Annotated in this window: 12 protein-coding genes; 5 read left to right on the top strand and 7 right to left on the bottom strand. The window is 64.7% G+C overall.

Going from position 1 to position 13,328, the window contains the following annotated elements; translation table 11 throughout:
* Positions 1-8: 8 nt before the first annotated feature.
* From BHD08_RS16895 to cra, 6 genes are all read right to left on the bottom strand, one after another.
* Positions 9-458: a DMT family transporter gene (locus BHD08_RS16895; protein ID WP_125023656.1), complete on the bottom strand. Its 450-nt coding sequence runs from the start codon at positions 456-458 to the stop codon at positions 9-11.
* Positions 459-543: 85 nt separating this feature from the next.
* Positions 544-1,101, bottom strand: coding sequence for a DUF4136 domain-containing protein (locus BHD08_RS16890; protein WP_015278078.1), 558 nt, complete (start codon positions 1,099-1,101; stop codon positions 544-546).
* A 73-nt stretch (positions 1,102-1,174) separates the two neighbouring features.
* Positions 1,175-1,786 (bottom strand): DUF4136 domain-containing protein, encoded by a 612-nt coding sequence (locus BHD08_RS16885; RefSeq protein WP_125023654.1) that lies wholly within the window; start codon positions 1,784-1,786, stop codon positions 1,175-1,177.
* An 18-nt stretch (positions 1,787-1,804) separates the two neighbouring features.
* Entirely contained in the window at positions 1,805-2,554 is a 750-nt protein-coding gene (locus tag BHD08_RS16880; protein WP_125023652.1) for a methyltransferase domain-containing protein, read from the bottom strand.
* Entirely contained in the window at positions 2,551-2,856 is a 306-nt protein-coding gene (locus BHD08_RS16875; RefSeq protein ID WP_003302193.1) for a nucleotide pyrophosphohydrolase, read from the bottom strand. Before BHD08_RS16875 ends, BHD08_RS16880 begins: the two co-directional genes overlap by 4 nt.
* A gap of 67 nt (positions 2,857-2,923) precedes the next feature.
* Positions 2,924-3,913 carry a catabolite repressor/activator gene (cra, locus tag BHD08_RS16870; RefSeq protein WP_125023650.1) on the bottom strand — a complete coding sequence of 330 codons (990 nt, stop codon included), beginning with the start codon at positions 3,911-3,913 and terminating at the stop codon, positions 2,924-2,926.
* A gap of 181 nt (positions 3,914-4,094) precedes the next feature.
* On the opposite strand from cra, the gene ptsP reads away from it, so the two are divergent.
* The 4 genes from ptsP (at position 4,095) to BHD08_RS16850 (ending at position 10,081) form a co-directional block, all read left to right on the top strand.
* Entirely contained in the window at positions 4,095-6,977 is a 2,883-nt protein-coding gene (gene ptsP / locus BHD08_RS16865; RefSeq protein ID WP_125023648.1) for a phosphoenolpyruvate--protein phosphotransferase, read from the top strand.
* A complete protein-coding gene (gene pfkB, locus BHD08_RS16860) occupies positions 6,977-7,915 on the top strand; it encodes a 1-phosphofructokinase (RefSeq protein WP_125023646.1) in 939 nt (312 codons plus the stop codon). The genes ptsP and pfkB overlap by 1 nt, the downstream gene beginning before the upstream one ends.
* Before the next feature lie 20 nt (positions 7,916-7,935).
* The gene (locus BHD08_RS16855) at positions 7,936-9,675 is read left to right on the top strand and encodes a PTS fructose-like transporter subunit IIB (protein ID WP_125023644.1); all 1,740 of its coding nucleotides are present in this window, start codon (positions 7,936-7,938) and stop codon (positions 9,673-9,675) included.
* Positions 9,676-9,754: 79 nt separating this feature from the next.
* Complete coding sequence (locus BHD08_RS16850) at positions 9,755-10,081, top strand: TraR/DksA family transcriptional regulator (RefSeq protein ID WP_125023642.1); 327 nt, start codon at positions 9,755-9,757, stop codon at positions 10,079-10,081.
* Between the two features lie 58 nt (positions 10,082-10,139).
* Here the strand turns inward: BHD08_RS16850 and BHD08_RS16845 are convergent, their stop codons facing one another.
* Positions 10,140-11,723 carry a peptide chain release factor 3 gene (locus BHD08_RS16845; RefSeq protein WP_015278069.1) on the bottom strand — a complete coding sequence of 528 codons (1,584 nt, stop codon included), beginning with the start codon at positions 11,721-11,723 and terminating at the stop codon, positions 10,140-10,142.
* A 406-nt stretch (positions 11,724-12,129) separates the two neighbouring features.
* Between BHD08_RS16845 and BHD08_RS16840 the strand changes: the two genes are divergently transcribed.
* On the top strand, positions 12,130-13,293 hold the full coding sequence (locus BHD08_RS16840) for a type III PLP-dependent enzyme (RefSeq protein WP_015278068.1): 1,164 nt from the start codon (positions 12,130-12,132) through the stop codon (positions 13,291-13,293).
* Positions 13,294-13,328: the final 35 nt, after the last annotated feature.

Below are 13,328 nucleotides of genomic sequence, written 5' to 3'. Positions count from 1 at the left end.
CCTGCCTGCTAGCCGCGCTGGATCAGCCAGACCCCGGCGAAGATCAGCAGCAGGCCGGCTACCTTGCCCAGGCTGATGCTCGATTGGCGAAAGCCGGCCCAGCCGAAATGGTCCAGTAGCAGGGCGACGAACAGCTGACCGGCCAGTAGCAGCGCCATGAACAGCAGCGCTCCGGTGCGCGGCGCGGCGAATGCTGCCGTGGCAATGAAGAATGCACCGAGCAAACCGCCAGACCAGTGCCACCAGTTCAGGCTCTTCAGCGTCTGCAGGGCGGGTACGTCACGCTGGACCAGCACGATGACGAACAGCGCCAGGGTGCCCACGGCGAAGGAGAGCAACGCCGCACCCATCACATTGCCTAGTTGGCGCGCCACCTGTCCGTTGATGCCCGCCTGCAGCGGCAGCAGGGCGCCGGCAATGAACGGCAGGGTGAGTAACCACCAGGCAACGGCAGGCATGTCGGGTCTCCAGAATCAGGGGCGCGACAGTATGGCGAGCACGGCTGCGGCTCGCCAGCACCATGAAGGACTCGTCAGGAAAACCTCAGCGCGGCGGATACTGCGACAGTACCCGCATCACCAGCTCGCGGATGTTGCCGGCGCGTTCGTCGGGTGTCCCGGGCCGGCTGCGCAACACCTGCTCGGCGCTGCCGCGCCAGACCAGCTTGCCGTCGCCAGCGTCATACAGATCGATCTGCAGCGTGCCGACCTGGTAGTCGATGGTGCGGGTATCGGTAAACATCGGCCCGCCCCAGTAGCCGTACCAGGGATTGCCCCAGGCGCCGGAGGTGGTGGTGTATTGCTGGGTGCGCTGGTCGACGATGTACCAGGCCTGCACCTTGATGTCCGCCACTTTGCCCGCCGTGGCAGGCCGCAAGCCTTGTTGATCGAGCTGTTCGGCGATCGCGCCGCGGATGCGCTGCTCGGTCAGGTCGCTTTTGATTCGCGGGTCGTCAGGCCGATACTGCAGCGCCGGTTCCTGCCAGGTCCAGGCTCGATAGGCGGAGAAGTCGCGCGTCGGGTCGAAATCGCGCTGCACCTGCGGGCCCTGGCAGGCGGCGAGCGCGAAGAGGAGAGGTATCAGCAAAAGGCGACGCAACATGATCGTTCTCCTGGGTGGCGTCTGCTCAGTCTAGGCCTGGCGACGGTGTGTGCTCTGCGCCTGCTTGCCGCATTCAGCGTGGCGGATAGTCTTCGAGGGCGCGCTCCACCGCCTGGCGCAGCGCATCCTGCTGTTTGGCCCGACTGCCACTGATCCGCGCTTCGGCGCGGTTGCTCCAGACGGCCTGGCCCGAGGCTGCGTCGAACATCTCGATACGCACCGAAACCACTTCTTCCTCGTAATTGCGCACGATGGGTACGCTGGTGCCAACCCCATAACCGGAGCCGTAGCCGCCGCCATAGCGACCGACGCCGACCTGCGGGCCATAGTGATCGTAGGTCTGGCGCACCCGCGTCTCCTTGCTGGCGCCGGCTGAAACCAGCACGTCTGCGGAGCCGTTGCCGGTGCGTCCGGATGCGGGTCGCAAGCCGCGCTGATCGAGCGCGCCGGCCACCATCTCCTGCAGCTCTTCGCCGCTGATCGACGCGGTGCCGGCGGGCGGTGTGCGCCAGCCCCAGCTCTGGTAGCTGGAGAAATCCCGTGGGGCGGCCGGGTAGATGGGCGACTGGATTTTCTCGATTGGCGGTGCCGGTGGGATCGGCGCCGACTCTTCGGTGTAGGGATTCTTGCTCTGGCAGGCCACCAGACTCAGGCAGAGCAGCGGCAGAAATACGCGGATTGACATGAAGACCTCCCGGTCGGCTCAGCGTGGCCGACACAGCCAGTGCAGGTAGCGCCCCAGGCCGCTGAAGGTCGGATGCCGGCGGTAGGCCAGCTCCATCTCGATCAGCTCGGCCGGCTCGGTGCGGGCCTGGAAATCGGCGGGCATGTAGTCATGGAATACGCGCACGCCACTGCTTGATTCGACCCGCCAGTACGGTGCGAGTTGCGCCGCCAGCTCGCGTGGGTCGAGCGGCTGCTGTGGCGTCAGGCTTTGCCGCTCGCCGGCGTAGCTCTGGCTGCGCAGTTTTTTGAAGTGACCCTTGAGCAGGTTGCGATAGATCAGCGCGTCGCGGTTGTAGAAGGCCAGCGACAGCCAGCCATCTTCGGCAACCAGGCGATGCAGCACTGGCAGGATCGCCTGGGGCTCGGCCAGCCATTCCAGCACCGCATGGCAGATGACCAGATCGAAACGGCCCTCGACGTGGTTTTCCACGTCCTGCCAGGGTGCCTGAATGAAGGCGGCCTGCTGGCCGGCTGCGGCAAACTGCTTGCGAGCGCCTTCCAGCATCGGCTCGGCTGGCTCGGCCAGGGTCACATCATGGCCCTGCTGTGCGAGCCAGAGGCTCATATGGCCGAGGCCGGCACCAATATCCAGTACTCGCAGCGGGCGCGGCGGCAGGATTTCCGTCAGGTCGGCCTGCAGCACGGCGAGGCGGATCGCGCCTTTGGCACCGCCGTAGATTTTTTCAGCGAAGCGCGTCGCCAGCTCGTCGAAATGCCGGTCGCTCATCGGGCGAACCGCCGCTCGTTATCGGCCAGCTTGGCCAGCAGCGCCTGTTCCATGTCGATGCCCAGCTCGCTGCACATCAAGAGCAGGTACATGAGGATGTCGCCGACTTCCTGCCCGGCATGCTCAAGTTTGTCGGCCGAAAGCTGGCGCGACTCGTCCTCGGTCTGCCACTGGAAGATTTCCACCAGCTCGGCCATTTCCACGCTCGCGGCCATGGCGAGGTTTTTCGGGCTGTGAAAGCGCTGCCAGTCGTTCTGATCGCGGATGGCATGCAGGCGTTGGGTGATCTGTTCGATGTTCATCTGGGACGGGGTGGGCTCGTTGGGGCGACAAGCTTCCGTCAGCGCGGCAGCGCCCGCAAGGGGCGGATCAGGGACGCCGCACTTTCAGCTCGCGCTCGATGGCGATCACGCCGGGGCGGTAGTCGCTCTGCTCGATGGCGCGGATCGCCTGTTCCAGGGTTTGCTCGGCGATCTGCTCGTGCTGCTGGGAAATCGCGTTGACCCGGATCGGCAGGAAATCCAGCAACTGCGCGTCACCAAAGGTGGCCAGCCGCAGATGCTCCGGCCAGAGCAGATCGCGCTCGCGCAGCGCATCGAAAACGCCTTCCAGCAAGACGTAGGCGGTGGTGATCAGCGCATCGGGTAGCGGGCCGCGGTCCAGCAGGGCGAGCATTTGTTCGCGTCCGCAGCTGCGGCTGAACTGTTCGGCACGCAGGATGCTGACCTGCCCCGTGTGCTGCGACAGTGCCTGGCGATACCCTTCCTCACGCTGCTGACTGATGGGCAATGCCGGGCGTGCGCTGATCAGGGCGATATGCGCCCGGGCCGGAACTGCCAGCGAGCGGGTGAGCAGGGCGGCCGCTTCGCGGTCATCGCTGACCACCGAACAGAACTGCTCTGCGTCCAGCGCACGGTCGAGGGCGATCACCGGCGTGCCTGCCGCCTGCACCTTGCGGTAGCTCTGGTCGTCGCCTGGTAGGCAGCTGGCGACGATCAGCGCATCGCAACGGCGCGAGCGCAGCAGCTGGATGAGCTGGCGCTCGGTGTCCGGCTCGTCGTCGGTGCCGGCGATCAGCAACTGGTAGCCGCGCTGCCGCGCGCGCTGTTCGAGCAACTTGGCCAGGCGTGCGTAGCTGGGGTTTTCCAGATCCGGAACGATGAAGCCAAGGGTGCGCGACTGCCCGCGGCGCAGGCCCGCGGCCTGCTGGTCGAGCTGAAAGCCCTGCTGTTCGGCCACGGCCATCACCCGCTCGACCGTGGCCGGGCTGATACGGCGCTGCGCGGCCTTGCCGTTGAGCACGTAGCTGGCGGTGGTTACCGAAACGTTGGCGAGGCGGGCGATATCGGTCAGTTTCAACAGAGGGTCCTGAGACGGGTGGTATGAACTCGGGCTTCTAGAATTACCCAATATTGCGTAATGTGCCAGCCTTAAGGTGAAACGTTTCAGCAGTGTTTCGGTCTGAAGCGCCAGCCCAGGATTCGGGCAAAGCCGACGCAACCGTCGGCCACAACAATCGCGAGCCCCGCAGGAGTTCTCCATGCTTGAGTTGAATGCACAGCACATCCATATGCATCAGGCGGCGGCGGATAAGCCTGCCGCGCTGGCCTTGCTGGGTGAGCTTCTGGTCGCCGACGGGCTGGTCGCGGCCGGTTATCTGGAAGGGCTGCGTGCGCGCGAAGCGCAGGGCTCGACCTTTCTCGGACAGGGCATCGCAATCCCCCATGGCACGCCGGAAACCCGTGATCAGGTGTTCACCACCGGTGTGCGGCTGCTGCATTTTCCGGCGGGCGTCGACTGGGGCAACGGTCAGCTGGTGTATCTGGCCATCGGTATCGCTGCGCGTTCCGACGAGCACCTGCGCCTGCTGCAGCTGCTGACCCGGGCCTTGGGCGAGGGCGATCTGAGCGATGGGCTGCAGCAAGCGGAGTCTCCGGAGGCAATCATCGGCCTGCTGCAGGGCGCACCGCAGGCGCTAGCGCTGGATGGTGAGCTGGTGTCGTTGGGTGTCGCTGCGGATGATTTCGACGAACTGGCCTGGCAGGGCGTCAAGCTGCTCAAGCGCGCGCAGTGCGTGGAGCCGGGTTTCAACGCCAGTCTGCCGCTTGGCCAGGCGCTGCCGCTGGGGGATGGCCTCTGGTGGCTGAGCAGCGAGCAGTCGGTGCAGCGTCCGGGCCTGGCCTTTGTTACGCCAGTCTCGAATCTCGAGCATCAGGGCCAGCCGCTCAATGGGCTTTTCGTGCTGGCCAGCATGGGTGAAGCACATCAGGCCATGCTCGAGCGGCTGTGCAACCTGCTGATCGAGGGCCGTGGTCAGGAATTGAGCCAGGCGACCTCCAGCCGCACGGTGCTCGAAGCGCTGGGCGGTGACGTGCCTGCCGACTGGCCGAGTGCCCAGGTGCCGTTGGCCAACGCCCATGGTCTGCATGCACGTCCGGCCAAGGTGCTGACCGAGATCGCCCAGGCGTTCGAAGGCGAAATCCGGGTGCGCCTGGCCGGCAGCCAGAGCGCGGGCGTGTCGGTCAAGAGCCTGAGCAAATTACTGGCGATGGGTGCACATCGCGGCCAGTTGCTGGAGTTCATGGCCGAGCCTGCCATTGCCAGCGATGCGCTGCCGGCGCTGGTGCGCGTGGTCGAAGAGGGATTGGGCGAAGAAGTCGAGCCGCTGCCGGAGCCCGGTGAGGCGAGCGAGCCGCCCGTCACGGCGCAAGGACCTGCTGAATCGGCCATCGAGCAGGCTGCGCTGCGCGCTGGTGATCAGGTGAATGGCATCGCCGCGTCGCCGGGCATCGCCATCGGCCCGGTACTGGTGCGCAAGCCGCAGGTGATCGACTACCCCAAGCGCGGTGAATCGCCGGTGATCGAGTTGCAGCGTCTGGATGCAGCGCTGGACAAGGTTCATGCGGATATCGGCACGCTGATCGATGAAAGCCAGGTCGCCAGCATTCGCGACATCTTCACTACCCACCAGGCGATGCTCAAAGACCCGGCGCTGCGCGAGGAGGTTCAGGTGCGGCTGCAGATGGGGCTGAGCGCCGAAGCGGCCTGGATGGAGGAAATCGAGAGTGCGGCGCAGCAGCAGGAGGCTCTGCACGACAAGCTGCTGGCCGAGCGGGCCGCGGATCTGCGTGACGTGGGTCGCCGTGTGCTGGCCTGCCTGACTGGTGTGGAAGCCGATCAGGCCCCAGACGAGCCCTACATCCTGGTGATGGACGAGGTGGCGCCTTCGGACGTCGCCACGCTCAACGCCCAGCGCGTCGCCGGCATCCTCACCGCTGGCGGCGGTGCTACCTCCCACAGCGCCATCATCGCCCGCGCGCTGGGCATCCCGGCGATCGTCGGTGCTGGGCCGGGTGTGCTCGGGCTGGCGCCGAACACGTTGCTACTGCTAGACGGTGAGCGCGGTGAACTGCTGGTGTCGCCGACCGAGGCGCAGCTGGAACAGGCCCGCAGCGAACGCACCAGTCGCGAAGAACGCAAGCGCCTGGCAAATGAGCGTCGCCTGGAGCCGGCCGTCACCCGCGACGGTCATCCGGTGGAAATCGCCGCCAACATCGGCGCAGCCGGCGAGACCCCGGAAGCGGTGGCGATGGGCGCCGAAGGCATCGGCCTGCTGCGTACCGAGCTGGTGTTCATGAACCATTCCCAGGCGCCTGATCAGGCTACTCAGGAAGCCGAGTACCGCCGTGTTCTGGAAGCGCTCGAAGGCCGACCGCTGGTGGTGCGCACGCTGGACGTCGGCGGCGACAAGCCGCTGCCGTACTGGCCGATGCCTGCCGAGGAAAACCCTTTCCTGGGGGTGCGCGGCATTCGCCTCAGCCTGCAGCGCCCGGACATTCTCGAAACTCAGCTGCGCGCCTTGCTCGCCTCGGCCGACGGCCGCCCGCTGCGGATCATGTTCCCCATGGTTGGCAACATCGACGAATGGCGCACCGCCAAAGCCATGGTCGATCGCCTGCGCGTAGAGCTGCCGGTGCCCGATCTGCAGGTCGGCATCATGATCGAGATTCCGTCCGCCGCACTGATCGCACCGGTGCTGGCGCAGGAGGTCGATTTCTTCAGCATCGGCACCAATGACCTCACCCAGTACACCCTGGCCATCGACCGCGGCCACCCGACGCTTTCCGGCCAGGCCGATGGCTTGCACCCGGCCGTGTTGCGTTTGATCGGCATGACCGTCGAGGCCGCCCACGCCCATGGCAAGTGGGCTGGCGTTTGTGGTGAGCTGGCCGCCGATGCGCTGGCGGTGCCGCTGCTGGTGGGGCTGGGCGTGGATGAGTTGAGCGTGTCGGCGCGCAGCATTGCGCTGGTCAAGGCACGGGTACGCGAACTGGACTTCGCCGCCTGTCAGCAACTGGCCAAGCAGGCGCTGATGTTGCCGGGTGCACATGAAGTGCGCGCCTTCGTCGGGGAGCACTGCTGATGGCTCGCGTGCTGACCGTTACCCTCAACCCGGCCCTCGACCTGACCGTGCAGCTGCCCGTGCTGCGCCTTGGGGAGGTCAATCGCAGCGACAGCTTGCAGGTACATGCTGCCGGCAAGGGCCTCAACGTGGCGCAGGTGCTGGCCGATCTCGGCCATCAGCTGACCGTCACCGGCTTTCTCGGCGACGGTAACCCGCAGGCCTTCGAGCAGCTGTTCTCCGCGCGGGGCTTTGCCGACGAATTCGTCCGTGTTGCCGGTGAAACCCGCAGCAACCTAAAGCTGGCCGAAGCGGATGGGCGGGTCACCGATATCAATGGCCCGGGGCTGATGGTGAGCGAGGCGCAGCGCGCCGAGCTGCTGGCGCGGCTGAAGCGTCTGGTCCCGGCTCATGAGCTGGTTGTGGTTGCCGGCAGCTTGCCACGCGGCATCGACAGTCAGTGGTTCGTGGAGATGCTGAACACACTCAAAGCGCTCGGCGTACGGGTGGCGCTGGATACCAGTGGCGCCGCATTGCGTGACGGGCTGGCGACCAGACCGTGGCTGATCAAGCCCAACGAGGAAGAGCTGACCGAGGCCCGTGGCATCGAGCTCAGCGGGTCGTCGGCGCTGGCGGCCGAAGCGCAGCGACTGCAAGGCGAAGGCATCGAGCACGTAGTGGTTTCGCAGGGTGCTGACGGCGTCAGCTGGTTCTCGCCGGGCGCGGCGCTGCATGCCAGTCCGCCCAAGGTTCGGGTCGTCAGCACTGTGGGTGCCGGCGACTCGCTGCTCGCCGGGATGCTTCACGGTTTGCTGGAAGGCTGGCCGGCCGAGCGCACGCTCACCCACGCCACCGCCATTGCCGCGCAGGCGGTCGGGCAGGTCGGCTTTGGTATCACCGACACGGCGCAACTGGCCGAACTCCAGGCCGCAGTGCGTCTCCAGCCGCTGAGCCAATAAATCGAACAAGAGGTGAAGGAATGAATCTTCTCATCGTCACGGCCTGCCCCAATGGAATGGTCACCAGCGTGCTGACGTCACGCCTGCTTGAAGCGGCCGCCCATCGCCTGGGCTGGTCGACCGCCGTGGAAGTCCACGATCCCAAGGCCATCGGTTCGCCGCTGACCCCGGCACAGATTGCCAATGCCGATCTGGTGGTCGTGGTGAAGACCGGGCCGCTCTCGCTGCAACGCTTCATCGGCAAGCGCGTCGCTCAATCCACGCCATCCGAGGCGTTGCGCGATCCCGAAGCCTTCCTGCGCAGCGCCGCTGACACTGCCCGCGAGCTGCAGCAGGCTGATGAAGCCGAGGCGGCGCATACCAGCGGCAAGCCCAAGCTGGTCGCCGTCACGGCCTGCCCGACCGGCGTGGCACACACCTTCATGGCGGCCGAAGCCCTGCAGCAGGCCGCGATCCGCAAGGGTTACGACCTGCAGGTGGAAACCCGCGGCTCGGTGGGCGCGCGTAACGTGCTGGAAGCGGACGTCATCGCCGCGGCCGACGTGGTGTTGCTGGCTGCCGATATCGAGGTGGACGTGGCCCGTTTCGCCGGCAAGCGGGTATTTCGCTGCGGTACTGGCGTCGCGCTCAAGCAACCCGAGGCGACCCTGGACCGCGCGCTGGAAGAGGGTGCGGTGCTCAGCGGTAATGCGGTGGCAACCAGCGCGAGTGGTGAGCGGAAGGGCGAGAAGCCAGGTGTCTACAAGCACCTGCTGACGGGTGTGTCCTACATGCTGCCGATGGTGGTGGCCGGCGGTCTTTTGATCGCACTGTCGTTCGTGTTCGGCATCGAGGCATTCAAGGAGGAGGGCACGCTGGCCGCCGCGCTGATGAAGATCGGTGGCGAGACGGCCTTCCAGCTGATGGTGCCGCTGCTGGCCGGTTACATCGCCTATTCCATCGCGGACCGTCCTGGCCTGGCGCCGGGCATGATCGGCGGGCTGCTGGCGGGCACCCTGGGCGCAGGCTTTATCGGCGGGATAATCGCCGGCTTCGTAGCGGGCTACGCGGCCAAGGCGGTCAGTCGCTGGATTCCCTTGCCGGCGAGTATCGAATCGCTCAAGCCGATCCTGATCATTCCGTTGCTGGCGAGCCTGGTCACCGGTCTGGTGATGATCTACATCGTCGGCACGCCGGTGGCGAAGCTGCTCGCCGGGCTGACGGAATTCCTCGACACCATGGGCACGTCCAACGCCATCCTGCTCGGGCTACTGCTCGGTACCATGATGTGCGTCGACCTCGGCGGGCCGGTGAACAAGGCGGCGTATGCCTTTTCCGTCGGGCTGCTCGCCTCGCAGAGCTACGCCCCGATGGCTGCGACCATGGCTGCCGGCATGGTGCCGCCAATCGGCATGGGCATCGCCACGCTGATCGCCCGGCGCAAATTCGCGCAGACCGAACGGGAAGCCGGCAAGGCCGCGCTGGTGCTGGGCTGCTGCTTCATTTCCGAAGGGGCGATTCCTTTCGCCGCGAAAGACCCGCTGCGGGTGATCCCGGCGAGCATCGCCGGTGGTGCGCTGACTGGTGCGCTGTCCATGGCCTTCGGCGCAAAGCTGCTGGCGCCCCACGGCGGGCTGTTCGTGCTGCTCATTCCCAACGCGATCAATCACGCGCTGCTGTATCTCGTGGCGATCTTCGCCGGCAGCCTGGTGACCGGGGTGATCTATGCGGTGATCAAACAGTCGGAGCCGCAGGGGCTGATGGTGCAAGCGCAAACCTGAATAGCCGAAGCTTGACCATCATCAGTACAGCGGTTGCGCGGCGGTCCACACTGGACGCATCAGCCATGGAGAATTCGTGATGAGCCAGTTCGACCCCAGCGAGGCGCTTGAGCGCCTATCCAGCGAATACCTGCAGCGAGCCGCTGCGCTGCGCCGTGATCTGGCGCGCGAGCACGATCACGATTCGGCGGAACAGGCGCAGGAGCGGCAGAACGACGACGTACTGCGCGGCCTGTTGATCGAGGCTGAAGATGAGTTGCGCCTGGTCGGGCTGGCCCGCCAGCGCCTCGCCCAGGGGACCTATGGTCAGTGTCAGCGGTGCGGGGAGACGATCGCGGAATCGCGCCTGCGGGCGATGCCCGCAGCGGCGTTCTGCCTGAGCTGTGCCGCCCAGCAGGAAGCCTGAGCGGGCGGGTGGGGTGATCCGCAGAGCCGGCATGCCGGCTATGTTCAACGGTATTGCTTCAGTGGTGTTCGCGAGTAGCGCGGAATTTCACATCCGGCCAGCGCTCTTCCATCAGGCTCAGATTCACGCGCGTCGGTGCCAGGTAGGTGAGGTGGCCGCCGCCGTCGATGGCGAGGTTCTCGTACGCCTTGTTCTTGAAGTCTTCGAGCTTCTTCTTGTCATCACACTCGATCCAGCGCGCCGACCAGACGTTGATCGCCTCGTAGGCGCACTCGACCTTGTATTCCTCTTTCAGGCGGCTGGCGACGACGTCGAACTGCAGCACGCCGACCGCGCCGAGGATGATGTCGTTGTTGCGCTCGGGGAAGAACACCTGGGTGGCGCCTTCCTCGGCCAGTTCCTGCAGGCCCTGACGCAGCTGCTTGGATTTCAGCGGGTCCTTCAGGCGTACGCGGCGGAACAGTTCCGGTGCGAAGTGCGGGATGCCGGTGAAGCCAAGGTTCTCGCCCTCGGTGAAGGTGTCACCGATCTGGATGGTGCCGTGGTTGTGCAGACCGATGATGTCGCCGGCGTAGGCTTCCTCGAGCATTTCCCGCTCGCTGGAGAAGAAAGTCAGGGCGTCGGCGATGCGGACATCCTTGCCGATGCGCGCGTGGCGCAGCTTCATGCCTTTTTCGTACTTGCCCGAGCAGATACGCATGAAGGCGATGCGGTCGCGGTGCTTGGGATCCATGTTCGCCTGGATCTTGAACACGAAGCCGGTGAATTTCTCCTCGACCGGCTCGACCACGCGCTCGTTGGCTGCACGGGCGAGCGGCATGGGCGCCCAGTCGACGACGGCGTCGAGCACGTGATCCACACCGAAGTTGCCCAGCGCAGTACCGAAGAACACCGGAGTCAGCTGACCGCTGAGGAACTCGTCCTGATCGAATTCGTGGCAGGCGCCCTGAACCAGTTCCAGCTGTTCGAGAAAGCGCTCGTACTCGTCGCCGATGTGCTTGCGCGCCTCGTCGGAATCGAGCTTCTCGATGATCTTGACCTCGGTGCGCTCGTGCCCGTGCCCCGGCGTGTAGACGATGATGTAGTCGTCCTTGAGGTGGTACACACCCTTGAAGTCGCGGTAGCAGCCGATCGGCCAGGTAATCGGCGCGGCCTTGATCTTCAGTACCGCCTCGATCTCGTCGAGCAGTTCGATCGGGTCGCGGATATCGCGGTCGAGCTTGTTGATAAAGCTGACGATGGGGGTGTCGCGCAGGCGGCAGACGTCCATCAGCGCGATGGTGCGCGGCTCGACGCCTTTACCGCCGTCGAGGACCATCAATGCCGAGTCAACCGCGGTCAGGGTGCGGTAGGTGTCTTCCGAGAAGTCCTCGTGACCGGGGGTGTCGAGCAGGTTGATCATGTGCTCGCGGTAGGGGAACTGCATCACCGAGGTGGTGATGGAGATGCCGCGCTGCTTCTCCATTTCCATCCAGTCGGAGGTGGCATGGCGGTCGGATTTGCGCGACTTCACCGTACCGGCAACGGCAATCGCCTTGCCCATCAGCAGCAGCTTTTCGGTGATGGTGGTCTTGCCCGCATCGGGGTGCGAGATGATGGCGAAGGTACGGCGCTTCGCGACTTCGGCGGCCTGAGTGGTCATCGGAATTAAGGAACCCGTCGACGAGTAGTCGGTCTGTCAAAAAAGGCGGCGATTATAGCGGCAAATGGATTTCGCTGCGGCCCGCACGGCTGCGGAAATCGCCGAATTGTGCAGTTTCCATGACGCTTTGTTTTGAATCGACAACAACTCGAAACGGATGCACCTTCGGGACGTTTTTTTGATTGATCTATGCCCCCCTTGGTCCTAAAGTTCGCGCCCGAACGTCCATGCTGGCAACGATCCATCCGGCTCAAGTACTGACGACGAGAGATCCACCGTGATACTCGGCGACATGCCTTGGGAAGTAGGCGAACCAAAGTGGGGAAACTGATCAGGCGTTCTTGTCAGGGCTGATGCCCTCCATCCCTCATCCGACTTTTGTTTCCCGTTTTTTGGAGTCCCACGCATGACGGTCAAGATCGAAGACTATTACCCTCGCGCCACCTTCCAGAAGATGAAGGCGTTCGCCGACCAGCACGAAACCCCATTCGTGGTGATCGATACCGAAACCATCAGCAAGGCCTACGATGACCTGCGCGCCGGTTTCGAATTCGCCAGCGTGTACTACGCCGTCAAGGCCAACCCGGCGGTGGAAATCATCGACCTGCTGCGCGACAAGGGTTCGAGTTTCGACATCGCCTCGATCTACGAGCTGGACAAGGTCATGTCCCGCGGCGTCGGTCCGGAGCGCATCAGCTACGGCAACACCATCAAGAAATCCAAGGACATCCGCTACTTCTACGAGAAGGGCGTGCGGATGTTCGCCACAGACTCCGAGGCCGACCTGCGCAACATCGCCAAGGCCGCTCCGGGTGCAAAAGTCTATGTGCGTATCCTCACCGAAGGCTCGACCACGGCTGATTGGCCGCTGTCGCGCAAGTTCGGCTGCCAGACCGACATGGCCATGGATCTCCTGATCCTCGCCCGTCAACTGAAACTGGAGCCGTACGGCATCTCCTTCCACGTCGGCTCGCAGCAGCGCGACATTTCCGTTTGGGACGCCGCCATCGCCAAGGTGAAGGTGATCTTCGAGCGTCTGAAGGAAGAAGACGGCATCGAGCTGAAGATGATCAACATGGGTGGCGGCTTCCCGGCCAACTACATCACCCGCACCAACAGCCTGGAAACCTACGCCGAGGAAATCATCCGCTTCCTCAAGGAAGACTTCGGCGACGATCTGCCGGAAATCATCCTCGAGCCGGGTCGCTCGCTGATCGCCAACGCCGGCATCCTGGTCAGCGAAGTGGTGCTGGTCGCGCGCAAGTCGCGTACCGCTGTAGAGCGCTGGGTGTATGTCGACGTGGGCAAGTTCAGCGGCCTGATCGAAACCATGGACGAGTCCATCAAGTTCCCGATCTACGCCGAGAAGAAGGGTGAGGTCGAGGAGGTGGTGATCGCCGGTCCGACCTGCGACAGCGCCGACATCATGTACGAGAACTACAAGTACGGCCTGCCGCTGAACCTGGCGATCGGTGACCGCCTGTACTGGCTCTCCACCGGTGCCTACACCACCAGCTACAGCGCCGTCGAATTCAACGGCTTTCCGCCGTTGAAGGCTTACTACATCTAAGCCGTAGACGCCGAACGAACGCCCCGCACTGCGGG

Origin of the sequence: Pseudomonas sp. SCT, assembly GCF_003864275.1 — a bacterium.
Classification (GTDB): Bacteria; Pseudomonadota; Gammaproteobacteria; order Pseudomonadales; family Pseudomonadaceae; genus Stutzerimonas; species Stutzerimonas stutzeri_AE.
The sequence above is the reverse complement of the archived record's forward strand: the minus strand, read 5'-3'. Positions and strand labels throughout refer to the sequence as shown.

Excerpts from the sequence above, each read along its gene's own strand:
- BHD08_RS16895 (WP_125023656.1), bottom strand. The coding sequence starts at position 458 with ATGCCTGCCGTTGCCTGGTGGTTACTCACCCTGCCGTTCATTGCCGGC.
- BHD08_RS16845 (WP_015278069.1), bottom strand. The coding sequence starts at position 11,723 with ATGACCACTCAGGCCGCCGAAGTCGCGAAGCGCCGTACCTTCGCCATC.
- BHD08_RS16885 (WP_125023654.1), bottom strand. The coding sequence starts at position 1,786 with ATGTCAATCCGCGTATTTCTGCCGCTGCTCTGCCTGAGTCTGGTGGCC.
- ptsP (WP_125023648.1), top strand. The coding sequence starts at position 4,095 with ATGCTTGAGTTGAATGCACAGCACATCCATATGCATCAGGCGGCGGCG.
- BHD08_RS16875 (WP_003302193.1), bottom strand. The coding sequence starts at position 2,856 with ATGAACATCGAACAGATCACCCAACGCCTGCATGCCATCCGCGATCAG.
- BHD08_RS16880 (WP_125023652.1), bottom strand. The coding sequence starts at position 2,554 with ATGAGCGACCGGCATTTCGACGAGCTGGCGACGCGCTTCGCTGAAAAA.
- pfkB (WP_125023646.1), top strand. The coding sequence starts at position 6,977 with ATGGCTCGCGTGCTGACCGTTACCCTCAACCCGGCCCTCGACCTGACC.
- BHD08_RS16855 (WP_125023644.1), top strand. The coding sequence starts at position 7,936 with ATGAATCTTCTCATCGTCACGGCCTGCCCCAATGGAATGGTCACCAGC.
- BHD08_RS16850 (WP_125023642.1), top strand. The coding sequence starts at position 9,755 with ATGAGCCAGTTCGACCCCAGCGAGGCGCTTGAGCGCCTATCCAGCGAA.
- BHD08_RS16890 (WP_015278078.1), bottom strand. The coding sequence starts at position 1,101 with ATGTTGCGTCGCCTTTTGCTGATACCTCTCCTCTTCGCGCTCGCCGCC.
- BHD08_RS16840 (WP_015278068.1), top strand. The coding sequence starts at position 12,130 with ATGACGGTCAAGATCGAAGACTATTACCCTCGCGCCACCTTCCAGAAG.